The organism is Streptomyces sp. NPDC097640, from assembly GCF_040302705.1.
GTDB lineage: Bacteria > Actinomycetota > Actinomycetes > Streptomycetales > Streptomycetaceae > Streptomyces.
Genome location: NZ_JBEOSB010000008.1, coordinates 182395 through 203387, shown reverse-complemented (window position 1 = coordinate 203387; position 20993 = coordinate 182395). Strand labels below are relative to the sequence as shown.

Genomic DNA, 20993 nt, shown 5'->3' with positions numbered 1-20993 from the left:
CCCGGCCCCCAGCCGAGCGAGGGAGAACACTTCAGTGACCATCGCGCCAGCCGATCCGGTTTCAGAGGCAGCGGCTACTCAGGCAGCGGACGACGCGCCCGGGACCGCCCTGCTGCGGACCCTGACGGAGCTCACCGCCGACCTGTCCGCCACCGACCCCGGCAAGGTCGCGGCCGCCGCCCTGCGCGGCCGCCATCCCGGCTCGGACGAGGCGGAGTTGCGCACCCTCGCGACCGAGGCGGCGGCCGGTCTGATCGCCGAAGAACCCGAGTACTCGAAGCTCGCCGCGCGGCTGCTGACCCTCGCCATCGCGGAGGAGGCGGCCGGGCAGGGCGCGGTCTCCTTCTCCGCCTCGGTGGCCGTGGGCCACCGCGAGGGCCTGATCGCGGACGGCACGGCCGAGTTCGTGACCGCCCACGCCGCCCGCCTGGACGCGCTGGTCGAGCGGGCGCTGGCCGACGGCGCCGACGACCGCTTCGGCTACTTCGGGCTGCGCACCCTCCACAGCCGCTATCTGCTCCGCCACCCGATCACCCGCCAGGTGATCGAGACCCCGCAGCACTTCCTGCTGCGGGTGGCCTGCGGGCTGGCCGAGGACCACTCGGAGCGGGCGCTGGACGACGTCGCCGAGCTGTACCGGCTCACCAGCACGCTGTCCTACCTGCCCAGCTCCCCCACGCTGTTCAACTCCGGCACCCGCCACCCGCAGATGTCGTCCTGCTATCTGCTGGACTCGCCGCTGGACGAGCTGGACTCGATCTACAACCGCTACCACCAGGTCGCGCGGCTCTCCAAGCACGCGGGCGGCATCGGCCTGTCCTACTCGCGCATCCGCGCCCGCGGTTCGCTGATCCGCGGCACCAACGGCCACTCCAACGGCATCGTGCCGTTCCTGCGCACCCTCGACGCCTCCGTCGCCGCCGTCAACCAGGGCGGCCGGCGCAAGGGCGCGGCCTGTGTGTACCTGGAGACCTGGCACGCGGACATCGAGGAGTTCCTGGAGCTCCGGGACAACACGGGCGAAGAGGCCCGCCGCACCCACAACCTCAACATCGCGCACTGGATCCCGGACGAGTTCATGCGCCGGGTGGAGGCCGACGCCGACTGGTCGCTGTTCTCGCCGGTCGACGCGCCCGCGCTGGTCGACCTGTGGGGCGAGGAGTTCGACGCCGCGTACCGGAAGGCCGAGGCGGACGGGCTGGCCGTCAAGACCGTCCCGGCGCGCCAGCTGTACGCCCGGATGATGCGCACCCTCGCGCAGACCGGCAACGGCTGGATGACCTTCAAGGACGCCGCCAACCGCACCGCCAACCAGACCGCCGAGCCCGGCCGGGTCGTGCACTCCTCCAACCTGTGCACCGAGATCCTGGAGGTCACGGACGACGGCGAGACGGCCGTGTGCAACCTGGGTTCGGTCAACCTGGCCGCGCACCTGGGCAAGGACGGCCGGATGGACTGGGAGCGGCTGGACGCGACCGTCCGTACCGCCGTCACCTTCCTCGACCGCGTGGTGGACATCAACTTCTACCCGACCGAGGAGGCCGGGGCGTCCAACTCCCGCTGGCGGCCGGTGGGCCTGGGCCTGATGGGCCTCCAGGACGTCTTCTTCCGGCTGCGGCTGCCCTTCGACTCGCCCGAGGCGCAGGCGCTGTCCACCCAGATCTCCGAGCGCATCATGCTCGCGGCGTACGAGGCGTCCTGCGCCCTCGCCGAGCGCCACGGCCCGCACCCGGCGTGGTCCGCCACCCGCACCGCGCGCGGCGTGCTGCACCCGGACCACTACACGGACGCGGTGGCGACCTGGCCCGAGCGGTGGGCGGCGCTGCGCGAGCGGATGGCGAAGTCCGGGATGCGGAACTCGCTCCTCCTCGCCATCGCGCCGACCGCGACCATCGCCTCGATCGCGGGCGTCTACGAGTGCATCGAGCCGCAGGTCTCCAACCTCTTCAAGCGCGAGACGCTCAGCGGTGAGTTCCTCCAGGTCAACTCCTACCTGGTGAACGACCTGAAGAAGCTCGGCGTGTGGGACGCCCAGAGCCGTGAGGCGCTGCGCGAGTCCAACGGCTCGGTCGAGGACTTCTCCTGGGTGCCCGAGGACCTGCGGCGGCTGTACCGGACGGCGTGGGAGATCCCGCAGCGCGCCCTGATCGACATGGCCGCCGCCCGCACCCCGTACCTGGACCAGAGCCAGTCGCTGAACCTCTTCATGGCCTCGCCCACCATCGGCAAGCTCAGCTCGATGTACGCGTACGCCTGGAAGCGCGGCATCAAGACCACGTACTACCTGCGCTCGCGCCCGGCGACCCGGATCGCGCAGTCGGCCCGCGCCGCCGCCCCCGCCACCGTGCCCGTCCCCACCCAGCAGGCGCCCGTCGACCCCGAGGTCATCGCCTGCTCCCTGGAAAACCCCGAGTCCTGCGAGGCCTGCCAGTGACCACCGCCCCCGAACGCGTCAAGAACCTCCTGGACCCCGGGTTCGAGCTGACCCTGCGGCCGATGCGGTACCCGGACTTCTACGACCGCTACCGCGACGCGATCAAGAACACCTGGACCGTGGAGGAGGTCGACCTCCACTCGGACGTGGCCGACCTCGCCAAGCTCTCCCCCGGCGAGCAGCACATGATCGGCCGCCTGGTCGCCTTCTTCGCGACCGGTGACTCGATCGTCTCGAACAACCTGGTGCTCACCCTCTACAAGCACATCAACTCGCCCGAGGCGCGGCTGTATCTGTCCCGGCAGCTCTTCGAGGAGGCCGTGCACGTCCAGTTCTATCTGACGCTGCTGGACACCTACCTCCCCGACCCGGACGACCGGGCCGCCGCGTTCGCCGCGGTGGAGAACATCCCGTCCATCCGGGAGAAGGCGGAGTTCTGCTTCCGCTGGATCGACTCGGTCGACAAGATCGACCGGCTGGAGACCAAGGACGACCGCCGCCGCTTCCTCCTCAACCTGATCTGCTTCGCGGCGTGCATCGAGGGCCTGTTCTTCTACGGCGCCTTCGCCTACGTCTACTGGTTCCGCTCCCGCGGCCTGCTGCACGGCCTGGCGACGGGCACCAACTGGGTGTTCCGCGACGAGACCATGCACATGAACTTCGCGTTCCAGGTGGTGGACACGGTCCGCGAGGAGGAGCCCGAGCTCTTCGACGACGAACTCCAGCAGCAGGTCACCGACATGCTGCGGGAGGCCGTCGAGGGCGAGCTGCAGTTCGCCCGCGACCTGTGCGGCGACGGGCTGCCGGGTATGAACACCGAGTCGATGCGCCAGTACCTGGAGTGCGTCGCCGACCAGCGGCTCGCCCGTCTGGGCTTCGCCCCGGTCTACGGCTCGGAGAACCCGTTCTCCTTCATGGAGCTCCAGAACGTCCAGGAACTGACCAACTTCTTCGAGCGCCGCGCCTCCGCGTACCAGGTGGCGGTCGAGGGCTCGGTCTCCTTCGACGACGACTTCTGAGCCGCTTCTGATGCAAACCCGGCATACGGCGCGGCGCCCCTGGGATCTCCCGGGGGCGCCGCGCCGTATGCATGCCCTGTCGGGCGTCAGTCGTTGGGCACCGTCTCGTAGCGCGGCGTGCCCTCCGCCATCTGCCGCAGCGCGTCCTTACGGTCGCGCTTGGAGAGGCGGTCGATGTAGAGACGGCCATAGAGGTGGTCCGTCTCGTGCTGGAGGCAGCGCGCGAAGTAGCCGGTGCCCTGGACCGCGATCGGCTTGCCCTGGGCGTCCTGGCCACGCACCACCGCGTAGTCGGGGCGGGCCAGCGCGGCGTAGGCGGTGGGCACCGACAGACAGCCCTCGTTGGAGTCGTCCAGCACCCGGCGGTCGGCCGGGAGCTCGTCCAGCACCGGGTTGCAGACCACGCCCACATGGCGGACGCCGTCGTCGTCCGGGCAGTCGTAGACGAAGACCTTCAGGTCGACGCCGATCTGGTTGGCGGCCAGGCCCACGCCCTCGGCCGCCTTCTGGCTGGCGAACATGTCGTCGATCAGCGCGGCCAGCTTGTCGTCGAACTCGGTGACGTCCTGGCACTCCTTGTGCAGCACCGGATTGCCGACGACCGTGATCGGGCGGGCCGTGCCGCGCTCGCGATACGCGCGCTCGCGCTCCTCACAGTCCTCCGTGTCCACGATGAACTCGTCGTCCACCCGCTGCTCAGTACCTTGCTGCGCCATCGTCCGCCGCACGCCTTCCTCAAAACCGGACTCGTCGCCCTACAGGGTAACGGCCACACCCCAGGTCGTAAGGCCCGCGGCGGATGAGCGGGTATGTCAGCAGACCTCTTCCAGGTCCCGCCACTCGCGGGTGTCCGGGCTGTCCGCGACCCAGCCGTCCAGCAGCCCGCGCACCAGCCCGCTCGGCGCGGCGATCCCGCACTCCCGCTCCGCCACCCACAGCGAGCCCGAGCCCGCCATGCGGTGCCCCAGCGGGCCGGGCTGGCCGGGCTCGCTGTGGTCGTGCGGGTCCAGGTGCTCGCCCTCGCCCTCGTCGCTGGGCATCCGGCTCTCCGAACAGGAGCGGCACAGCAGCCGCACCGAGGACGACCAGTCCTCGGCGGCGAAGCCCGCGTCCGCCGCGAGCCGCTCCAGGGCGTCCCGGTCGGCCTCCGTCGCGGCCTCCAGCAGCACCACCCAGGTCGGCACCGGGGACGGCGCCCACAGCTCGATCTCGTCGAAGACCGGATACGCGGGGCCGGCGGAGGTGACGCGCTCGCCGTGCGGAACGCCGTCGTGCAGCACCACCTCGCCCCAGCGCCGCCCGGAGGACGGCAGCGGGATGGACAGCACCTCGATCCGGGCCGGGTCGAGCCGGCGGCCCCAGACGACCTCGGACTCGCCCTCCGGCGACAGCCGCACGGCCGCGCTGCCCAGCTCCATGCCCAGCGGCTCACCGGACGCGGAGGCCTCGCCCGGCACCTTCAGGCCGTACGCCTGCCAGGCGCGGCGCGCCAGCGGCCAGTCCTGGAGAGCGGTGGCGGCGATCCCCACGTTCCACCAGTCCGGGGCGCCGGTCTCGCGGTCCAGCAGCGCGACCGCGCGCAGCCCCGCCGCGCGCGCCTGCTCCCAGTCGTGCCGGAACTTGTGCAGCAGCGCCAGGTTGAACCAGGACTCCGACAGCCACGGTTCCAGGTCGGCGGCGCGGGTCAGCAGAGCTCCCGCGTCCTCGTACCGGCCGTCTCCGATGAGCGTGAACGCGCGGTCCGTGGCCTGCCGCCATGACGCGGACGGCCGGTGCCGCACCTTGCCGAAGATCTTCACGATTCCCGCCTGCCGGTATCGAAGTAGTACCGCACCAGATGCCTTCGCGGACGGACAAGCCCTCCCTCGACGACAACCTGCCACACATTCGCGGACATCTCAGCCCGGCCCCTCACGCATCGGCCCGGGGACGATGCCCACCACACCTCCTTGCCGCCGGCCATAGGCCCGACACCCCCTCTCTTCGCATCCAACCATGCCTCTCGGGGCAGCCGCTCATTACCCGCGAGTTCTCGCTTCGCGGGACCTCGGGTGACCTGGTACGCGGCCGGATCGGCGGCCGTGCACCGGGTCGGGCGACGGACGCGACACGACCGTGGCCAGGGCCTCCACCACGGCCGGGTCGAAGTCGTGGGCCGTGCCCCGCCGCAGCCGTTCCAGGGCCCTGGGCCCGGCCGCGCCCCGGCCCTTCTGAGGGCTTCCCAGGGAGCCGCCCGGGGAACCTCCCACCGGCTCGGTGTAGGCGTTCACCAGCTCGGTGTAGGCGTTCACGGCCCGCACGATACGGGCCGGAAGCGGCTGTTCCCGATACGGGTCCGCCTGCCGCTCCACGATCTCCGCGACCTCGTCGGGCACCCCCGTCTGCCGGACGACGGCGCCGCCCAGCAGCGCCATCCGCCGCCGCTCGGCCTCCGGCAGCGGCTCGGTGGCCCCGGCCGGCACCGCGTCGAGCAGCGACAGCTGGCCGATGTCGTGCATCAGCGCCGCGTACTCCAGCACGGTCAGGGACGGGCCGGAAAGCCGCAACTCGCGGCCGACGGCGCGGCTGAGGAGGGCGACCTGGCGGGCGTGGCCCGCGGGGGTGTACCCGGCCGTCTCCGTCGTCCTGGCCAGCGAGGCGACGGTCTGGCGGCGGGTGGCCCGGATCGCCGCGCGGCGGCGGAAGGAGTGCTGGACGAGCAGCAGCGGCACCCCGAGCACCGGCAGCGCCCACAGCCCGGCCACGGCCACCGCCGGGGCCGTGGCCGCCGCCGTCGCGCAGACCGCGGCGCCCACGCCGGGCAGCGCGCGCAGTTCGTCGCGCAGCAGGAGGGCGTACGCCCGGCCCGTACGGGCCCGGGTCAGGGCCGCGGCCAGGGCGGCGTCGCCGAGCGCGGCCAGGGCCAGGACCAGTAGCGAGGAGACGACGAGATACGAGCCCTCGCTCAGCCGGTCGAGACCGTCGAGCCAGGCGGGCAACCGGCCGGTGCGGTGGAGCGGTTGGCAGCAGAGCGCGACGAAGGCGACGGCGAGCACCCGGCGCGCGGCGCGGTCGGTGTCCAGGCCGAAGCCGAGGCCGACCGGGCGCCCGAGCGCGACGCGCGGCAGCAGCGCCACGAGGGAGGCGGCGCCGACGACGGCGACGGCCTGGAGGACGCCGTGCGCGACCGGCTGGCCGTCCAGCCGCCCCAGTACGGCGGCGTAGCCGAGGGCGCCGGCGGCGGCGACGGGCGCGGGCTCGCGCTCCCCGGCCTCCGGCTCGTCCGGCCGCCCGGGCGCCCCGGCCGGGCCCGCGCGCCCGTCCCACCGCAGGGCCTCCCCCAGGGCGACCAGCGCCCCGAAGGCGAGCGCCGTCCCCGGCTCGCGCACGCCCCGCCACTGCGTCCAGGCGACGGCGGCGACGGCCAGCGCGCCGGCCGCGCCGTACACCGCGACGGCAGTGAGCGCTCCCCGGCCGCCCCGCCGCGCCGAGCGGCCGGGCCATGGCCGGTGCCCGGCTTCCGGCCCGGGCCCGGCCTCGCGTCCGCCGCGGCGACCGGCCCGGCCCGGGGCCGCGGCACCTCCCTCACCGACGGCCGTCCTGCGCGCGCCCGCGCCCGGCCACGGCACGGCGTACCGCCACGGGCTCATGCGCCACCGCCCGGCCCGGGCCGGGAGGCGCTCAGCCCCCGGGGCCGGGAGCCGCCCGGGCCCCGGCCCGGCACGGTCTCCGGGGCCGCAGGCGGGACGTTTCCGCGCCGGTCCCGCGAATGGCCCGGTGCGTGTTCCCGGCCGGCCGGGGCGAGGTGACGCGTCTCCTCCGGGGCCGGGGACGGGGCAGGCACAGGCCAGCCGTACCGGTCCAGGGCGCGGGCCAGAGCCCCCACCATCCGCGGGTCGAACTGTGCCCCCGCACACCGCTCGAGCTCCTCCATCGCCACGGGCACCGGCCGCGCCCGCCGGTACGCGCGGGTCGAGGTCATCGCGTCGAAGGCGTCCGCGACCGCCACCACCCTCGCCGACTCCGGAATCTCCGCCCCCGCGAGCCCATAGGGATAGCCGCTCCCGTCCAGCCGCTCGTGATGGTGCAGGATCGCCTCCCGCGCCTCCCCCAGGAAGCCGATGCCGCGCACCATCTCGTGCCCGTACTCGGGGTGGAGTTCGATGACGCGGCGCTCCTCGGGAGTCAGCGGACCGTTTTTGCGCAGCAGCCGGGTGGGGACGCCGAGCTTGCCCACGTCGTGCAGGACGCCCGCGACGCGCAGCGCCTCCAGCCGGTCCCCGCCCATCCCCAGCTCGCGGGCGATCATGACGGAGGCGCGGCCGACCCGCTCGCAGTGGCCGCGCGTGTACCGGTCCTTGATGTCGACGGCCTGGACGAGGGCGCGGACGGTGGCCTGGTGGGCGGCGCGCTCCTGGTGGCACAGCGCGAAGGCGCGGGCGCAGACGTACATCGGCACCGGCACCAGCAGCGCGGCGGGCGGCCCGTACGGGCTGCGCCACAGCGCCGCCATGAGCAGTCCGGCCAGGCCGTGCGCCAGATGGGGGACGACCGAGCACAGCACCCGGCCGCGCCAGGCGGCGCGCGGCGAGCGGTCCTCGGCGGTGATCAGCACACCGCCTTCCAGGGCGGCGGCGGTCAGCCCCAGGACGAGCGCGGCGACGGCCGCGGGCACCAGGACGTACGGAAAGCCGCCCGGCACATCGGGCGCACCTGCGGTGGCGGGGGCGGCCAGGGCCTCCCGGCCGCCACAGAGCGCGAAGGCGCCCGAGGCGGCGTATCCGGCGAGCGCGAGCCGCGCGGCGCGCCAGCCCCGCCGTACGCCGGCGGGGCGCCGCTCGACGGGTCCGAGCAGCGCGCCGGGCACCGCCACGAGCGCGGCGGCGGGCGCGGGCAGCAGAAAAGCCCCGGCCAGAAGCGCGGGGCTGAGCAGGAGGGAGCCGGGCGGCCTGCGGACGACGACCGCGTGGATCGCGGCGAGCAGCGCGGCCGTGGTCCATGAGACATGCGCCGCGGGCCACAGGGCCGGGGCGGCGCACACCGCGGCCAGGAGCGCGGCGCTCAGGATGTAGACGCGCGCCGCCAGAGGAACCGCCCGCATGCCCCCTCCTCCCCGTCCGTCGGCGGCCCCGGTCGGGGCCGTCAGATTGGGGAGGATAGAGCCGGGCGCGCGGGGTTCGTCCGTGTGCTCCGCCCGATTGCACACCTTCGGGTGATGATCGGGCGGCCGTACTGTACGAACGCGCGAGCCGGGCCGGGCTGCCCGGACAGCGCGCAGGGCCTCGGCCCTGCCTCGGCGAACTCGGCACCTGCGGTGCAGAGCCGCAGGTGGGCGCCGGTTCCCCGCCCGGGCGGGCTCCGCCCCTTGGACCCCGGGGTCTGGGGCGGAGCCCACAGTTCCGGGAAGGGGCGGCTAAGCGGGTAAGGGGAAAGGTCCGCCGGAGGGTGCCTAGTCCTGCGCGGGCGTCGGCGCGTTCGCCTCCGCGACGACCTCCCGCTCCGGCGCGACTTCGCCGGAGCGGATCAGCTCGATGCGGTTCATGACCTTCGAGCGCAGGTCGCTGGGCACGTCGTCATGGCCGCAGCACCGCTTGACCAGCTTCTTGACGGCCTGCTCCAGCCCGTACTTCTCCAGGCAGGGGGAGCACTCGTGGAAGTGCACCTCCAGCTTGGCGCGGTCCACGTCGGGCATCTCGCGATCGAGAAACTCGTAGAGGTGGTCGAGGACCTCGGAGCAATCCGTCTCGTGCGGCTCTCCGCAGCTCATGAGTCCGCGCCTTTCCGATCGTGCGACTCGTCCGCCGCGGCGGGCGCGCCGGCCGGGACCAGCCCGCGCCCACGGGCATAGTCCTCGAGCAGTCCGCGCAGCTGGCGGCGCCCACGGTGCAGCCGCGACATCACGGTACCGATGGGTGTCCCCATGATGTCCGCGATCTCCTTGTAGGCAAACCCCTCGACGTCCGCGAGATAGACCGCTATGCGGAACTCCTCGGGAATGGCCTGGAGCGCTTCCTTGACATCCGAGTCGGGGAGGTGGTCGAGCGCCTGCGACTCGGCGGAGCGCAGACCGGTCGACATGTGCGACTCGGCGCGCGCGAGCTGCCAGTCCTCGATCTCCTCGGCCGCGCTGCGCTGGGGCTCCCGCTGCTTCTTGCGGTACGAGTTGATGAAGGTGTTGGTCAGGATGCGGTACATCCACGCCTTGAGGTTGGTGCCCTCACGGAACTGGTGGAACGACCCGTAGGCCTTCGCGTACGTCTCCTGGACCAGGTCCTCGGCATCGGCCGGATTGCGCGTCATACGCAATGCCGCGGAGTACATCTGGTCGAGGAACGTGAGGGCGTCCCGCTCGAAGCGCGCGTTGCGCTCGGCGTCAGTCTCGTGCGGCTGCCCGGCCGGCCGGCCCTCGGTCACGCCGTCGGTCCCCGCGTCGGTGCCAGTGACCTGACCCACCTCCTCCGCCTTCGTGTCGGGACCGCCGAATGCGGACCCACTCGAATCGGAGAATAGACGACGATCCGGTCCGCCCGCCGCTTCGTTCCGGGCGGTCCACCCCGGCTGCGGCTGCGACCAGTCCAGGTCGGCGGCGCGCGGGCGGGCCGGGCAAGCGAGCGAACCCATACTGGGGACTCCTTCTCCTGGTGCGGGTACCTGAGCCTGTGCCTTGTCCTGTTTCTTTTCTACGCGCGGTACAACACACAGCGTCCCGATCGCATTCCCGGGCCGCCTCCGCCGCTCGATACGGCGCGTCCGCGCAGCTCAGCCCGGTAGGCGGGCCAGCCAGTCGGCGACGGCTCCGGTGATCAGCGCCAGCGCCTCCTCCTGGCCGATGTCCGCCCTCTTCGGCACGGCGAAACCGTGGTCGCCGTGCGGGATCCCGACCAGCTCCATGCCGGCGGGCAGCTCGGGGAACTCCTCGGGGCGGCCGAACGGGTCCCGGTCGCCCTGGACCACCAGCGTCGGCAGGCCGGCGCCCAGCAGCTCCTCGGCCCGGGACCGCTCCGGCCTGCCCGGCGGGTGCAGCGGGAAGGACAGCGCCAGCACGGCGCTCGCGCCCAGCTCGCGCGCCGTACGGCAGGCCACCCGCGCCCCGGCGCTGCGCCCGCCCGCGACGACCGGCAGCCCGGGCTTCTCCAGCGCGGGCCACAGCGCGCGCCATCCGGTGTCCAGGGTCTTGGGCGCGGGCGCGACCTTCTTCCCCGCCACCCGCCACGGCTGCTCGACCAGCGCGACGTCGACGCCCAGCGGCGGCAGCGCGACGGCCAGCGCCCGCAGGTCCCGGGCCTCGATCCCGCCCCCGGCGCCATGGCTCACGGCCAGCACGGCGCGGGCGCCGGAGGCGGAGGCGGATGTGGCGCGGTGCCAGGTGATGCGGGCGTCACCGGCGGGGGTCGGCACGGTCTCGCCGGTCCCGGCCGTCGTCGCTCCGGACGGCTCACCGGTCTGTGCGGTCTGCTGGGTCTGCTCGGCGCTCACAGGCCCATCCTGCCGCCTCCGGGCGGCGCGCCGCGGTATCGACCCCGCCGACCCCGCGCCGATCGGAAGACCGGCCGCGCGGAACGCGGCTCAGAAGAGCGTGCCCGCCTCGGGGGCCTCCAGCTCGGCCACCAGCTCCGGCCCGTTGTTGCGAACGTCACTCACGGCCGTGGCGACCGGGTAGGCGCGCAGCAGCCCCGCGGGCGGCGGGGCGAGCAGCGGGCGCAGCTCGTCGGGGTCGGTGCGGGAGGGGTCGAGCCAGTCCGTCCAGCGGTCCTCGGTGAGCACGAGCGGCATCCGCGGGTGGATGTCGGCGAGCGACCGCGGCCCCGCGCCGATGTCGTCGCCGCCCTCGCCCGGCAGCGGGAACGGCTCCTTCTCCGCCTCGGTCGTGATGACCGTGCAGGTCACCCACCAGGCCCGCGGATGGTCGTCCGGCAGCGTCCGGTCCCGCCAGAACTCGTACAGCCCGGCCATGGCCATCACCGAGCCGTCCACCGGGGTCACGAAGTACGGCTGCTTGCGCGGCCGCTTGCGCTTCCCCTGCTCCTCCAGCTGCCGCTCCGCCGGGGCGGTGACCCACTCGTAGTAGCCGTCGGCGGGCAGCAGACAGCGGCGCGAGGCGAAGGGGCGGCGGTACGAGGGCTTCTCGTGGACCGTCTCCGCCCGCGCGTTGATCATCTTCACGCCGGTGTCCGGCGACTTGGCCCAGGACGGGACCAGTCCCCACTTCAGCGCTCTCAGCTGGCGGACCGGGCCCGGCTCGCCGGAGTCCTTCAAAGGGCGTTCCAGAACCGCGTACACGTCCTTGGTGGGCGCGACGTTCCAGTCCGGGGCCAGCGTCTCCTCCGGCTCCCACTTCTGCACCGCGAAGAGGCCCACGAGGTCCTCGGGCTTCCGGCTCGCTGCGTATCGACCGCACATAGGTGCCACACTGCCACGACGCCCGGGGCCGGTGACGCCGGGCCGTCGAAACCGCGCGACCAAGAAGAACGTACTGAACAGAAGAAGCACCGCACTCGGACGCGAGGAGCCTCCCGCACATGGACAGCACGAACGCCGCCGATCTGTGGGACCGCGTCGTCGGCACCCAGCCGGACCCCACCCCCTGGCTGGTCGCCGCCACCGGGCTCATCGCGCTCTCGGCGGTCGTCTCCCAGATCGCCTGGCGGATCGCCCGCAACGCCATCACCATCGCCCACGAGGGCGGCCACGGCCTGGTGGCGCTGCTCAGCGGGCGGCGGCTGGACGGGATACGTCTGCACTCGGACACCTCGGGGCTGACCGTCTCGCGCGGCAAGCCCACCGGCCTCGGCATGATCCTCACCGCGGCCGCCGGATACACCGCGCCGTCCCTGCTCGGCCTGGCGGGCGCGTGGCTGCTGGCCGCGGGCCACATCACCGCGCTGCTGTGGGGGACGACGGCGCTGCTGGCCGCGATGCTGGTCATGATCCGCAACGCGTACGGCGTGCTCACCGTGGTCCTCTCCGGGGCCGCCTTCTTCCTGGTCTCCTGGCTGACCGGACCGGACGTCCAGGCGGCCTTCGCGTACGGCGTGGTCTGGTTTCTGCTCCTCGGCGGCGTACGCCCCCCGTTCGAACTTCAGCGCAAGCGCCGCTACTCGGGGGCGCACGACTCCGACCCCGATCAGCTGGCCCGGCTGACCAATGTGCCGGCCACGGTCTGGCTGCTGCTCTTCCACGTCGTCTCGCTGACCTCGCTGATCGGCGGCGGCCGCTGGCTGCTGGGGGTGTGACCCGAGGTCCCGCCGGTCCTCGAACCGGCCGCGAGCGGGCCCCGAGCCAACCGCGAGCCAACCGCGAGCTGTTCATACCAGCGGCGTGTTTCGACTGGGTTTCGCCACTTTTTATCAGGAATCTCACTCTCGGCGAGCCACTAAAGTGAGAGCCATGACCGGCATTGAGACCTCTTCGGGCGCGCACTCCGCCCTCTGGCCCGCTCCGCTCGCCGACAGAGCGGTCGACGCGACCGTCACCGTGCCCGGATCCAAGTCGGTCACCAACCGCGGCCTGATCCTGGCGGCGCTCGCCGCCGAGCCCGGCTGGCTGCGCCGCCCGCTGCGCTCCCGCGACACCCTCCTGATGGCCGAGGCGCTGCGCGCGCTGGGCGTGGGCATCGAGGAGACGGTCCCGGACTACTCCCCCGGCTCCCACGGCGCGCCGGGCTCCGCGGGCGGCGGCGAGGCCTGGCGGGTCATCCCGGCGGGGCTGCACGGCCCGGCCACCGTGGACGTCGGCAACGCGGGCACCGTGATGCGCTTTCTGCCGCCGGTCGCGGCGCTGGCCGACGGCCCGGTCCGGTTCGACGGCGACAAGCGCTCGCACGAGCGCCCGCTGCACGGTGTGATCGACGCGCTGCGCGCGCTCGGCGCCCGGATCGACGACGACGGCCGCGGCTCGCTGCCCATGACCGTGCACGGCGGCGGGGCGCTGGACGGCGGCCCGGTGCGCATCGACGCCTCCTCCTCGTCGCAGTTCGTCAGCGCGCTGCTGCTGTCCGCGCCGCGCTTCAACCAGGGCGTCGAGGTGCGCCATGTGGGCGCCGCGCTGCCCTCGCTGCCGCACATCCGGATGACCGTCGACATGCTGCGGGCCGCGGGCGCGGCCGTGGACGCCCCGGAGGCGGGCGGCGAGCCGAACGTCTGGCGGGTGTCGCCCAGCGCGCTGCTGGGCCGCGACCTGGTGGTCGAGCCGGACCTGTCCAACGCGGCGCCGTTCCTGGCGGCCGCCCTGGTCACCGGCGGCCGGGTGACGATCCCGGACTGGCCGGAGCGCACCACCCAGCCCGGCGACTCGCTGCGCCGGATCTTCACCGACATGGGCGGCTCCTGCGAGCTCACCGAAGCCGGGCTGACCTTCACCGGCACCGGCCGGATCACCGGCATCGACGCCGATCTGCACGAGGTGGGCGAGCTCACCCCGGTGATCGCGGCGGTGGCGGCGCTGGCCGACTCCGAGTCCACGCTGAGCGGCATCGCGCATCTGCGGCTGCACGAGACCGACCGGCTCGCGGCCCTGGCCAAGGAGATCAACGAGCTGGGCGGCGATGTCACCGAGACCGCCGACGGGCTGCGGATCCGCCCACGCCCGCTGCACGGCGGGGTCTTCCACACCTACGAGGACCACCGGCTGGCCACCGCGGGCGCGGTCATCGGCCTGGTCGTCGAGGGCGTACAGATCGAGAACGTGGCCACCACGGCCAAGACCCTGCCCGACTTCCCCGGCCTGTGGAGCGGCATGCTCGACGCGGCGACGGCCCCGGCGCGGAGAGCCTGAGGCGCCCCCGCCATGCGCCGCTACGGCAAGCACACCGACGAGGACGACGTCCGGGTCCGCCCCAACCGCAAGGGCAACCGGCCGCGCACCAGCATCCGCCCCAAGCACGAGGACGCCGCCGAGGGCTTTGTGCTGACCATCGACCGCGGTCGGCTGACCGTCCTGGTCGAGGACCGCACGATCATCGCCATGAAGGCCCGCGAGCTGGGCCGCAAGGGCGTGGTGGTCGGGGACAGGGTCGCGGTCGTCGGGGATCTGTCGGGGGCCAAGGACACCCTCGCGCGGATCGTGCGGGTCGAGGAGCGCTCGTCGGTGCTGCGCCGTACCGCCGATGACGACGACCCGTTCGAGCGGGTGGTCGTGGCCAACGCCGACCAGCTGGCGATCGTCACCGCGCTCGCCGATCCGGAGCCGCGCCCGCGGCTGATCGACCGCTGTCTGGTCGCCGCCTTCGACGCCGGTCTTTCCCCGCTGCTGGTCCTCACCAAGTCCGACCTGGCTCCGGCGGCCCCGCTCCTGGAGACCTACGAGCCGCTCGGCGTCCCCTATGTCGTCACCAACCGCGAGGAGTTGGCCGACGGCGCCGCGGCCGACCGGGTGCGCGAGCGGCTCGCGGACCAGGTCACGGTCTTCGTCGGGCACTCGGGCGTCGGCAAGACCACCCTGGTCAACGCCCTGGTGCCGGAGCGCAAGCGGGCCACGGGCCGGGTCAACGCGGTGACCGGCCGCGGCCGCCACACCACCACCTCCGCGCTCGCGCTGCCGCTGCCCGGCGACGACGGATGGGTCATCGACACCCCGGGCGTACGGTCCTTCGGGCTGCACCACGTCGACCCCGCGCGGGTCATCCACGCCTTCCCGGACCTGGAGCCCGGCACCGAGGGCTGCCCGCGGGCCTGTAGCCACGACGAGCCGGACTGCGCGCTGGACCAGTGGGTCGCCGACGGCCACGCCGACCCGGCCCGGCTCTACTCCCTGCGGCGGCTGCTGGCCACGCGGGAGCGGCGCGAGGGCGACTGATCCGCCCGTCCGCGCGACGTTTGCCACCCCCCATCACATGGGAGGTAACTGGATAATCACACCGGGCCGGTCCAGATCGCGAGACCGGCTCCGGGCGAGCGAGGCGGAAGCAGCCGACACCGGCGCGGGAGGACTTGTATGGCGTGGCTGCTGGTCGTGGTCGCCGGGCTACTCGAAACCGGCTTCGCCGTCTGTCTCAAACTCTCGCACGGCTTCACCAGACTCTGGCCGACCATCGCCTTCTGCGCCTTCGCGCTGGGCAGCTTCGGCCTGCTGACGCTCTCTCTGAAGAAGCTGGACGTGGGCCCGGCGTACGCGGTGTGGACGGGCATCGGGGCGGCCGGAACCGCGATCTACGGCATGGTCTTCCTCGGTGACCTGGTCTCCACGCTCAAGATCATCTCCATCACGCTGGTGATCGCCGGCGTGATAGGCCTCCAGCTCTCCGGCTCGGCCCACTAGCGCCGCCCTGTCCGGCGGATCTTTCCCCTCCCCGCCCCTTCCCGCAACTGGGGCTGCGCCCCAGGCCCCGGGGTCCAGGGGCGAAGCCCCCCACGCGGCGGAGCCGCACATCGGCAGGGGCCGGGAAGGGGCGGGGTGGGGGCTGCGTCGATGTGCTGCTCCGCAGCGTGGCCGCCGCAGGCGTCAAGGTCCGCCGGACAGGGCCTAGGCCAGGACGCCGCGTACCGCGCTCTCCGCCTCCTCCTCCGACACGGGCGCGACCACGTACGACAGCGCCAGGCGCGCCGCCGTCTCACAGGCCCGGCCGAGGTCCGCCGCCCCGCCCTGCGGCCAGTCGCCCGCCAGCAGGCGCACCGCGCGGTCCCTGATCTGGGCCAGGACCTCGACGGGCGAGGGCAGCGGATCGTCCGGGCGGTCCGGGCGCCACGACGGCCGCACCGGAGCGGCACCGGTACCGGCTCCCGCCCCCGCCCCCGCGTGCGCGGGCGAGGGCAGCCGCTCGCTCCAGCAGCCGGTGAGCACCGCCCGCACCAGAGGGTTCGCGGCCGCCGCCCGCAGGGTCCAGACCACCGCGGCCGCCAGCCGCTCGTCCGGGCCGGCGGCGCCGGACGCTCCGGACAGCGCCCGCTCGACGCCGGTCAGATACGCCTCCGCCTCCCGGCGCACCAGAGCGCGCGCGAGGCCGTCCTTGCTGCCGAATTCGTTGTAGAGCGTCTGCCGCGAGACCCCGGCCGCCAACGCCACATCGACCATGCGGATCAACGCCCACGGGCGGTCGGCGAGCGCGGTGAAGGCCGCGTCGAGCAAGGATTCACGTGCTGCGGGCATCGTCGCCTCCCAGGCCATGCGTCCCTCTTCAGCGGCACGTGCGGACAGAATTGACGCACCGCCAGGTGATGTCAATGGCCACGGCGTACGCCCCGGGCGCCCCCGTCCGGCCGTAGTCGTGTGGATCGGCCGAATCCGTATCGATACTGTTCGGCCATGCCCGACTACCACGATGACCTGCGTCTCGCCCATGTACTCGCCGATGCCGCCGACGCCACCACCATGGAGCGATTCAAGGCGCTCGACCTCAAGGTCGAGACGAAACCTGATATGACGCCGGTCAGCGAGGCCGACAAGGCGGCCGAGGAACTGATCCGCACCTCGCTCCAGCGCGCCCGGCCGCGGGACGCGGTGCTGGGTGAGGAGTTCGGCAGCGAGGGCAGCGGTCCGCGCCGCTGGATCGTGGACCCGATCGACGGCACCAAGAACTACGTGCGCGGGGTGCCCGTCTGGGCCACGCTGATCGCGCTCATGGAGCGCGGCGCAGGCGGCGACCGGCCGGTCGTCGGGGTGGTGTCGGCCCCCGCGCTCGGCCGCCGCTGGTGGGCGGCCGAGGGGCTGGGGGCGTACACCGGCCGGAGCCTGTCGTCCGCGTCCCGGCTGGGGGTGTCGCAGGTGTCGCGGCTGGCGGACGCGTCGTTCGCGTACTCCTCGCTCAGCGGCTGGGAGGAGCGCGGCAGGCTGAACGGCTTCCTCGATCTGACGCGGGCCTGCTGGCGGACGCGCGGCTATGGCGACTTCTGGCCGTACATGATGGTCGCCGAGGGGTCGGTGGACATCTGCGCCGAGCCGGAGTTGTCGCTGTGGGACATGGCGGCGACCGCGGTCATCGTCCAGGAGGCGGGCGGCCGCTTCACGGGGCTCGACGGGGTGCCGGGGGTGCTCAGCGGTGACGCGGCGGCGTCGAACGGCCTGTTGCACGGCGAACTGCTGAACTATCTGGGCGGCTAGGGCCGCCGACGGGCCCGGACCGGCTCGTACATCCCGGAGCGCGGGGGCGCACCAGGCGGTAGATCGGCTTCCGCACGCCCCTTGTTGACGCCCGCGCCCCCATGTGAACATGTGAATCCGCGCGCTTGTGAACTTGTGCAGTCGCCGCGGTTCCGCTCACCCCCGCAATCGTTCACCCGCGCGCGTTCAACCCCCCGCAGTAAGGATTCGCCAAGGAGGCGACGACGACCATGTCCCCACCCATGCTCGTCCGCGACGCCATGAGTTCAGTGGTGCTCACCATCGGCCCCACCCACACCCTGCGCCAGGCCGCCCGGTTGATGTCCGCGCGATGCGTCGGCTCGGCGATCGTGCTGGACCCCGACACCAGCGGGCTCGGCATCCTGACCGAGCGCGACGTCCTCAACTCCCTGGGAGCGGGCCAGGACCCGGACCATGAGCCGGCCCACGCCCACACCACCTCCGACGTCGTCTTCGCCGCGCCCCAGTGGACGCTCGACGAGGCGGCGCGCGCGATGTCCCACGGCGGCTTCCGCCATCTGATCGTCCTGGACGCGGGCGACCCCGTGGGCGTGGTGTCGGTGCGCGACATCATCCGCTGCTGGACCGGCGCACGGCGGCCGGCACCAGCGCTGGCAGGCTGAGACGAAGCCCACTCTGGACAACGTCTAACTCAATAATGTCTTCAGAGTGATACCAGATCTGGTCATGGACGCGTCCACTGCTACCCTTGCCTTATCTGACTGATAGGTGATGGCATGAGTGACCTGCTGGAACGACTCAGGGGACGCGGCTGGCGGTTGACGGCACAGCGGCGCGTCGTCGCCGAGGTCCTCGACGGGGACCATGTGCACTACACCGCCGATGAGGTTCACGCCCTCGCGGCCGGACGTCTGCCCGAGATCTCGCGCGCGACCGTATACAACACCCTCGGGGAGTTGGTTTCGCTCGGCGAGGTGATCGAGGTCAGCACGGACGGCCGGGCCAAGCGGTACGACCCGAACGCCCACCACGCCCACCAGCACCTGGTGTGCGCGCGGTGCGGCACCATCCGCGACGTCCACCCCTCCGGCGACCCGCTGGCCGACCTCCCCTCGGAGGAGCGCTTCGGCTTCGCGGTCTCGGCGGTCGAGGTCACCTACCGCGGGCTCTGCCCCGACTGCGTGGCCGCCTGACCCCAGGCGACCGCCCGGTCGCGAACCGAGCCGTGAAAAGAGCGTACGGGCGCGACACGAAGGGCCCGGATCCTTGAGGATCCGGGCCCTTCGCTTTGGTAGCGGGGACAGGATTTGAACCTGCGACCTCTGGGTTATGAGCCCAGCGAGCTACCGAGCTGCTCCACCCCGCGTCGGTGTGTCGAAATAGTAACCACAGGGCGACGGCCAGGGCAAATCGCGAGCAGAGAGCGATCAGCGGGGAGGGGAAGAGAGGAGGGGGCCGGGGAACGGCGGGGCTACGCCGTGAGCTCCTGCTGGAGGGCGTCCCGCAGCCGCGCCGCGCGCTCGGCGACCTCCGCAGGACCCAGCTCGACCGCCCGGGCGCACCACCGCTGGCCCTCGGAGAGCGCGCCCCGGCGGGCGGCCAGGAGGGCCAGGCGCAGCGCGGCGCGGCCGTGGCCCGCTTCGGCGGCGCGGGTCCACCACAGGGCGGCCTCGGGCTCGCTGCCCTCGCGGGCGAGGAGCAGGCCCAGGTTGAAGGCGCCGTTGCTGCTGCCGGCCTGGGCGGCCTCGCGGTACCAGCGGGCGGCCTCCACCACATCGCCCCGGCCGGCCGCGAGCATGCCCATGCGCACCTGCGCGCGCCGGTGGCCCTGCCGGGCGGCGCGCTCGTACCACTCCTCGTACTCGGGCACGGCGGGCTCCATCTCGGCGCGGCCGAGGGACCCGCGGGGCGCGCCCCCGTCGGCGGACGGCCGGTCCAGGAGCGCGCCCAGCCGGAAGGCGGCCTCGGCGCTGCCGCCCCCTGCCGCGCAGCGCAGATGGCGCTCGGCCTCGCGGCCGTCGCCCTCGCGCAGCAGGACGATGCCGACCTGGAGCGCGGCCTCGGTGTGCCCGGCGGCGGCGGCCCGCTCGTACCACTGGTGGGCGGCCCGCTCCTCGCCCCGCCCGGCGTACAGGATGCCCAGGTTGAACGCGGCGTCCACGCTCCCGGCCTCGGCGGCCTTGGAGAACCAGGGCTCGGCGCCGGCCGCGTCGGAGCGCTGGAGCAGCATGACGGCCACCGCGTTGGCGGCCTCGCGGTGCCCCGCGTAGGCGGCGCGGCGGTACCACTGCTCGGCCTGCGCGGCGCGGCCCTGCTCGGCGCAGAGCAGCCCGAGGTTGTACGCGCCGTTGATGTCCCCGGCGTCCAGGGCGGTGCGGTACCAGCGCTCGGCGGTCTGGGTCTCACCGCGGTCGGCGTGCAGGGCGCCCAGCGCGTTGGCCGCGTTGCCGTCGCCGTCCTGGGCGGCGCGGTGCCACCAGACGGCGGCGCTGTCGGTGTCGCCCGCGTCACGCAGCAGGAAGCCGAGCGCGCAGGCGGCGCGGGCCTCGCCGTCCTTGGCGGACGTCAGGTACCAGCGGCCCGCCTCCTGGATCTCGCCGCGCTTCTCCAGGAGCGTGCCGAGGTGGAGCGCGGCGCGGCGGTGGCCGCGCGCGGCGGCCTGCCGGTACCACTTCTCGGCCTCCGACTCGGCGCCGGGACCGGCGCGGCCTCTGACGGCCTCGTCCTCGCGCTTGTCGAGGATGCGGGCGAGGCGGTACGAGGCCTCTCGGTGGCCGCGCTCCGCGGCGGACCGGAACCAGCGCTCGGCGCCGATGTCGGTGCGGTGCTCCAGCAGGTCGCCGAGGGCGTACGCGCCCAGGGCGTGGCCGGACTCGGCGGACTGGCGCAGCCAGTACTCGGCGGCGGGCTCGTCGCCACGCTCGCGGTGGTGGCGGCCGAGGGCGTGGGCCGCGGCGGCGGACCCGGCGACGGCGGCGATGCGCCACCAGCCGGCCGCCTCGTCCGCGTAGCCGCGCTGATGGAGGAGGACACCGAGGTTGTTGGCAGCGGCCCGGTCGCCCGCGGCGGTGGCCGCGCGCAGCTGTGCCTCGGCACCGTCGAGGTCGCCGCGGCGCAGCAGCAGTGCGCCCAGGGCGCTCATCGACGCGATGTCGCCGGACTCGGCGGCCCGGCGGTGCCGGGTCTCCTCCTCGGCATCGTCGTGAGTGTGCGCAAAACGCCCTGTCTCCAACAGACTGACCCTGTCCCCCATAAATTCCATCGTGGCATCACCTGCAACCCGGGTACACCTTGGTATACCGCAGCCGATGAGGTCACTTCAGCGTTTTGTCGACATGCCCACAGAGAGACAACCCAAACGCTTGTATCGCGATTCCTTGGGTAGACGTCCGGCGGACACACGACAAGGCCCGGATCCTTTCGAATCCGGGCCTTGTCTGTCAGTAGCGGGGACAGGATTTGAACCTGCGACCTCTGGGTTATGAGCCCAGCGAGCTACCGAGCTGCTCCACCCCGCGCCGTTGTTTCTCAAGGTTACCACGGCG

The 20993-nt window shown here is 73.3% G+C and carries 19 protein-coding genes and 2 tRNA genes; 9 read left to right on the top strand and 12 right to left on the bottom strand.

Translation table 11 applies throughout. The features are described from left to right. Positions 1–34: 34 nt before the first annotated feature. Together ABTY62_RS14765 and ABTY62_RS14760 are read left to right on the top strand one after the other, a co-directional pair. A complete protein-coding gene (locus ABTY62_RS14765) occupies positions 35–2434 on the top strand; it encodes a ribonucleoside-diphosphate reductase subunit alpha (RefSeq protein WP_352129774.1) in 2400 nt (799 codons plus the stop codon). Between the two features lie 62 nt (positions 2435–2496). Beyond that, positions 2497–3453 (top strand): ribonucleotide-diphosphate reductase subunit beta, encoded by a 957-nt coding sequence (locus ABTY62_RS14760; RefSeq protein ID WP_352129935.1) that lies wholly within the window; start codon positions 2497–2499, stop codon positions 3451–3453. A gap of 86 nt (positions 3454–3539) precedes the next feature. Here the strand turns inward: ABTY62_RS14760 and def are convergent, their stop codons facing one another. The 8 genes from def to ABTY62_RS14720 all read right to left on the bottom strand — a co-directional run bounded on the left by def (position 3540) and on the right by ABTY62_RS14720 (position 11832). Beyond that, positions 3540–4169, bottom strand: a complete 630-nt coding sequence (gene def, locus ABTY62_RS14755) for a peptide deformylase (protein WP_311729765.1) — start codon at positions 4167–4169, stop codon at positions 3540–3542. Positions 4170–4265: 96 nt separating this feature from the next. After that, positions 4266–5252 (bottom strand): tetratricopeptide repeat protein, encoded by a 987-nt coding sequence (locus tag ABTY62_RS14750; RefSeq protein WP_043486837.1) that lies wholly within the window; start codon positions 5250–5252, stop codon positions 4266–4268. Positions 5253–5471: 219 nt separating this feature from the next. Next, positions 5472–7082 (bottom strand): HD-GYP domain-containing protein, encoded by a 1611-nt coding sequence (locus tag ABTY62_RS14745; RefSeq protein WP_352129773.1) that lies wholly within the window; start codon positions 7080–7082, stop codon positions 5472–5474. Next, complete coding sequence (locus ABTY62_RS14740) at positions 7079–8533, bottom strand: HD-GYP domain-containing protein (RefSeq protein ID WP_352129772.1); 1455 nt, start codon at positions 8531–8533, stop codon at positions 7079–7081. The genes ABTY62_RS14745 and ABTY62_RS14740 overlap by 4 nt, the downstream gene beginning before the upstream one ends. Positions 8534–8881: 348 nt before the next feature. Then, positions 8882–9199 carry a mycothiol system anti-sigma-R factor gene (rsrA, locus tag ABTY62_RS14735; protein ID WP_089504922.1) on the bottom strand — a complete coding sequence of 106 codons (318 nt, stop codon included), beginning with the start codon at positions 9197–9199 and terminating at the stop codon, positions 8882–8884. Beyond that, complete coding sequence (locus ABTY62_RS14730) at positions 9196–9885, bottom strand: sigma-70 family RNA polymerase sigma factor (protein WP_311729762.1); 690 nt, start codon at positions 9883–9885, stop codon at positions 9196–9198. Before ABTY62_RS14730 ends, rsrA begins: the two co-directional genes overlap by 4 nt. A gap of 306 nt (positions 9886–10191) precedes the next feature. Continuing rightward, entirely contained in the window at positions 10192–10830 is a 639-nt protein-coding gene (locus ABTY62_RS14725) for an alpha/beta hydrolase family protein (protein WP_352129934.1), read from the bottom strand. Positions 10831–10998: 168 nt separating this feature from the next. Then, positions 10999–11832, bottom strand: a complete 834-nt coding sequence (locus ABTY62_RS14720) for an SOS response-associated peptidase (RefSeq protein ID WP_352129771.1) — start codon at positions 11830–11832, stop codon at positions 10999–11001. A gap of 119 nt (positions 11833–11951) precedes the next feature. Here ABTY62_RS14720 and ABTY62_RS14715 point away from each other — a divergent pair, with 119 nt between their 5' ends. The 4 genes from ABTY62_RS14715 to ABTY62_RS14700 all read left to right on the top strand — a co-directional run bounded on the left by ABTY62_RS14715 (position 11952) and on the right by ABTY62_RS14700 (position 15687). Next, the gene (locus ABTY62_RS14715; RefSeq protein ID WP_352129770.1) at positions 11952–12665 is read left to right on the top strand and encodes a M50 family metallopeptidase; all 714 of its coding nucleotides are present in this window, start codon (positions 11952–11954) and stop codon (positions 12663–12665) included. A 154-nt stretch (positions 12666–12819) separates the two neighbouring features. Further along, positions 12820–14205: a 3-phosphoshikimate 1-carboxyvinyltransferase gene (gene aroA / locus ABTY62_RS14710; RefSeq protein ID WP_352129769.1), complete on the top strand. Its 1386-nt coding sequence runs from the start codon at positions 12820–12822 to the stop codon at positions 14203–14205. A gap of 12 nt (positions 14206–14217) precedes the next feature. Further along, a complete protein-coding gene (rsgA, locus tag ABTY62_RS14705; RefSeq protein ID WP_352129768.1) occupies positions 14218–15225 on the top strand; it encodes a ribosome small subunit-dependent GTPase A in 1008 nt (335 codons plus the stop codon). Positions 15226–15363: 138 nt separating this feature from the next. Further along, on the top strand, positions 15364–15687 hold the full coding sequence (locus tag ABTY62_RS14700; RefSeq protein WP_311729757.1) for a DMT family transporter: 324 nt from the start codon (positions 15364–15366) through the stop codon (positions 15685–15687). 204 nt (positions 15688–15891) lie between these two features. Here ABTY62_RS14700 and ABTY62_RS14695 read toward each other — a convergent pair whose 3' ends face one another. Then, positions 15892–16515: a TetR/AcrR family transcriptional regulator gene (locus ABTY62_RS14695; RefSeq protein ID WP_352129767.1), complete on the bottom strand. Its 624-nt coding sequence runs from the start codon at positions 16513–16515 to the stop codon at positions 15892–15894. 156 nt (positions 16516–16671) lie between these two features. Between ABTY62_RS14695 and hisN the strand changes: the two genes are divergently transcribed. The 3 genes from hisN to ABTY62_RS14680 all read left to right on the top strand — a co-directional run bounded on the left by hisN (position 16672) and on the right by ABTY62_RS14680 (position 18641). Beyond that, positions 16672–17466 carry a histidinol-phosphatase gene (gene hisN / locus ABTY62_RS14690; protein ID WP_352129766.1) on the top strand — a complete coding sequence of 265 codons (795 nt, stop codon included), beginning with the start codon at positions 16672–16674 and terminating at the stop codon, positions 17464–17466. A gap of 242 nt (positions 17467–17708) precedes the next feature. Further along, a complete protein-coding gene (locus ABTY62_RS14685) occupies positions 17709–18110 on the top strand; it encodes a CBS domain-containing protein (protein ID WP_311729855.1) in 402 nt (133 codons plus the stop codon). 114 nt (positions 18111–18224) lie between these two features. Then, a complete protein-coding gene (locus tag ABTY62_RS14680) occupies positions 18225–18641 on the top strand; it encodes a Fur family transcriptional regulator (RefSeq protein WP_352129765.1) in 417 nt (138 codons plus the stop codon). Positions 18642–18737: 96 nt separating this feature from the next. Here the strand turns inward: ABTY62_RS14680 and ABTY62_RS14675 are convergent. The 3 genes from ABTY62_RS14675 to ABTY62_RS14665 form a co-directional block, all read right to left on the bottom strand. Continuing rightward, a tRNA-Met gene (locus tag ABTY62_RS14675) sits at positions 18738–18814 on the bottom strand. A gap of 105 nt (positions 18815–18919) precedes the next feature. Continuing rightward, complete coding sequence (locus ABTY62_RS14670; protein WP_352129764.1) at positions 18920–20710, bottom strand: tetratricopeptide repeat protein; 1791 nt, start codon at positions 20708–20710, stop codon at positions 18920–18922. Between the two features lie 182 nt (positions 20711–20892). Further along, positions 20893–20966 (bottom strand) — tRNA-Met (locus ABTY62_RS14665). Between the last annotated feature and the right edge of the window lie 27 nt (positions 20967–20993).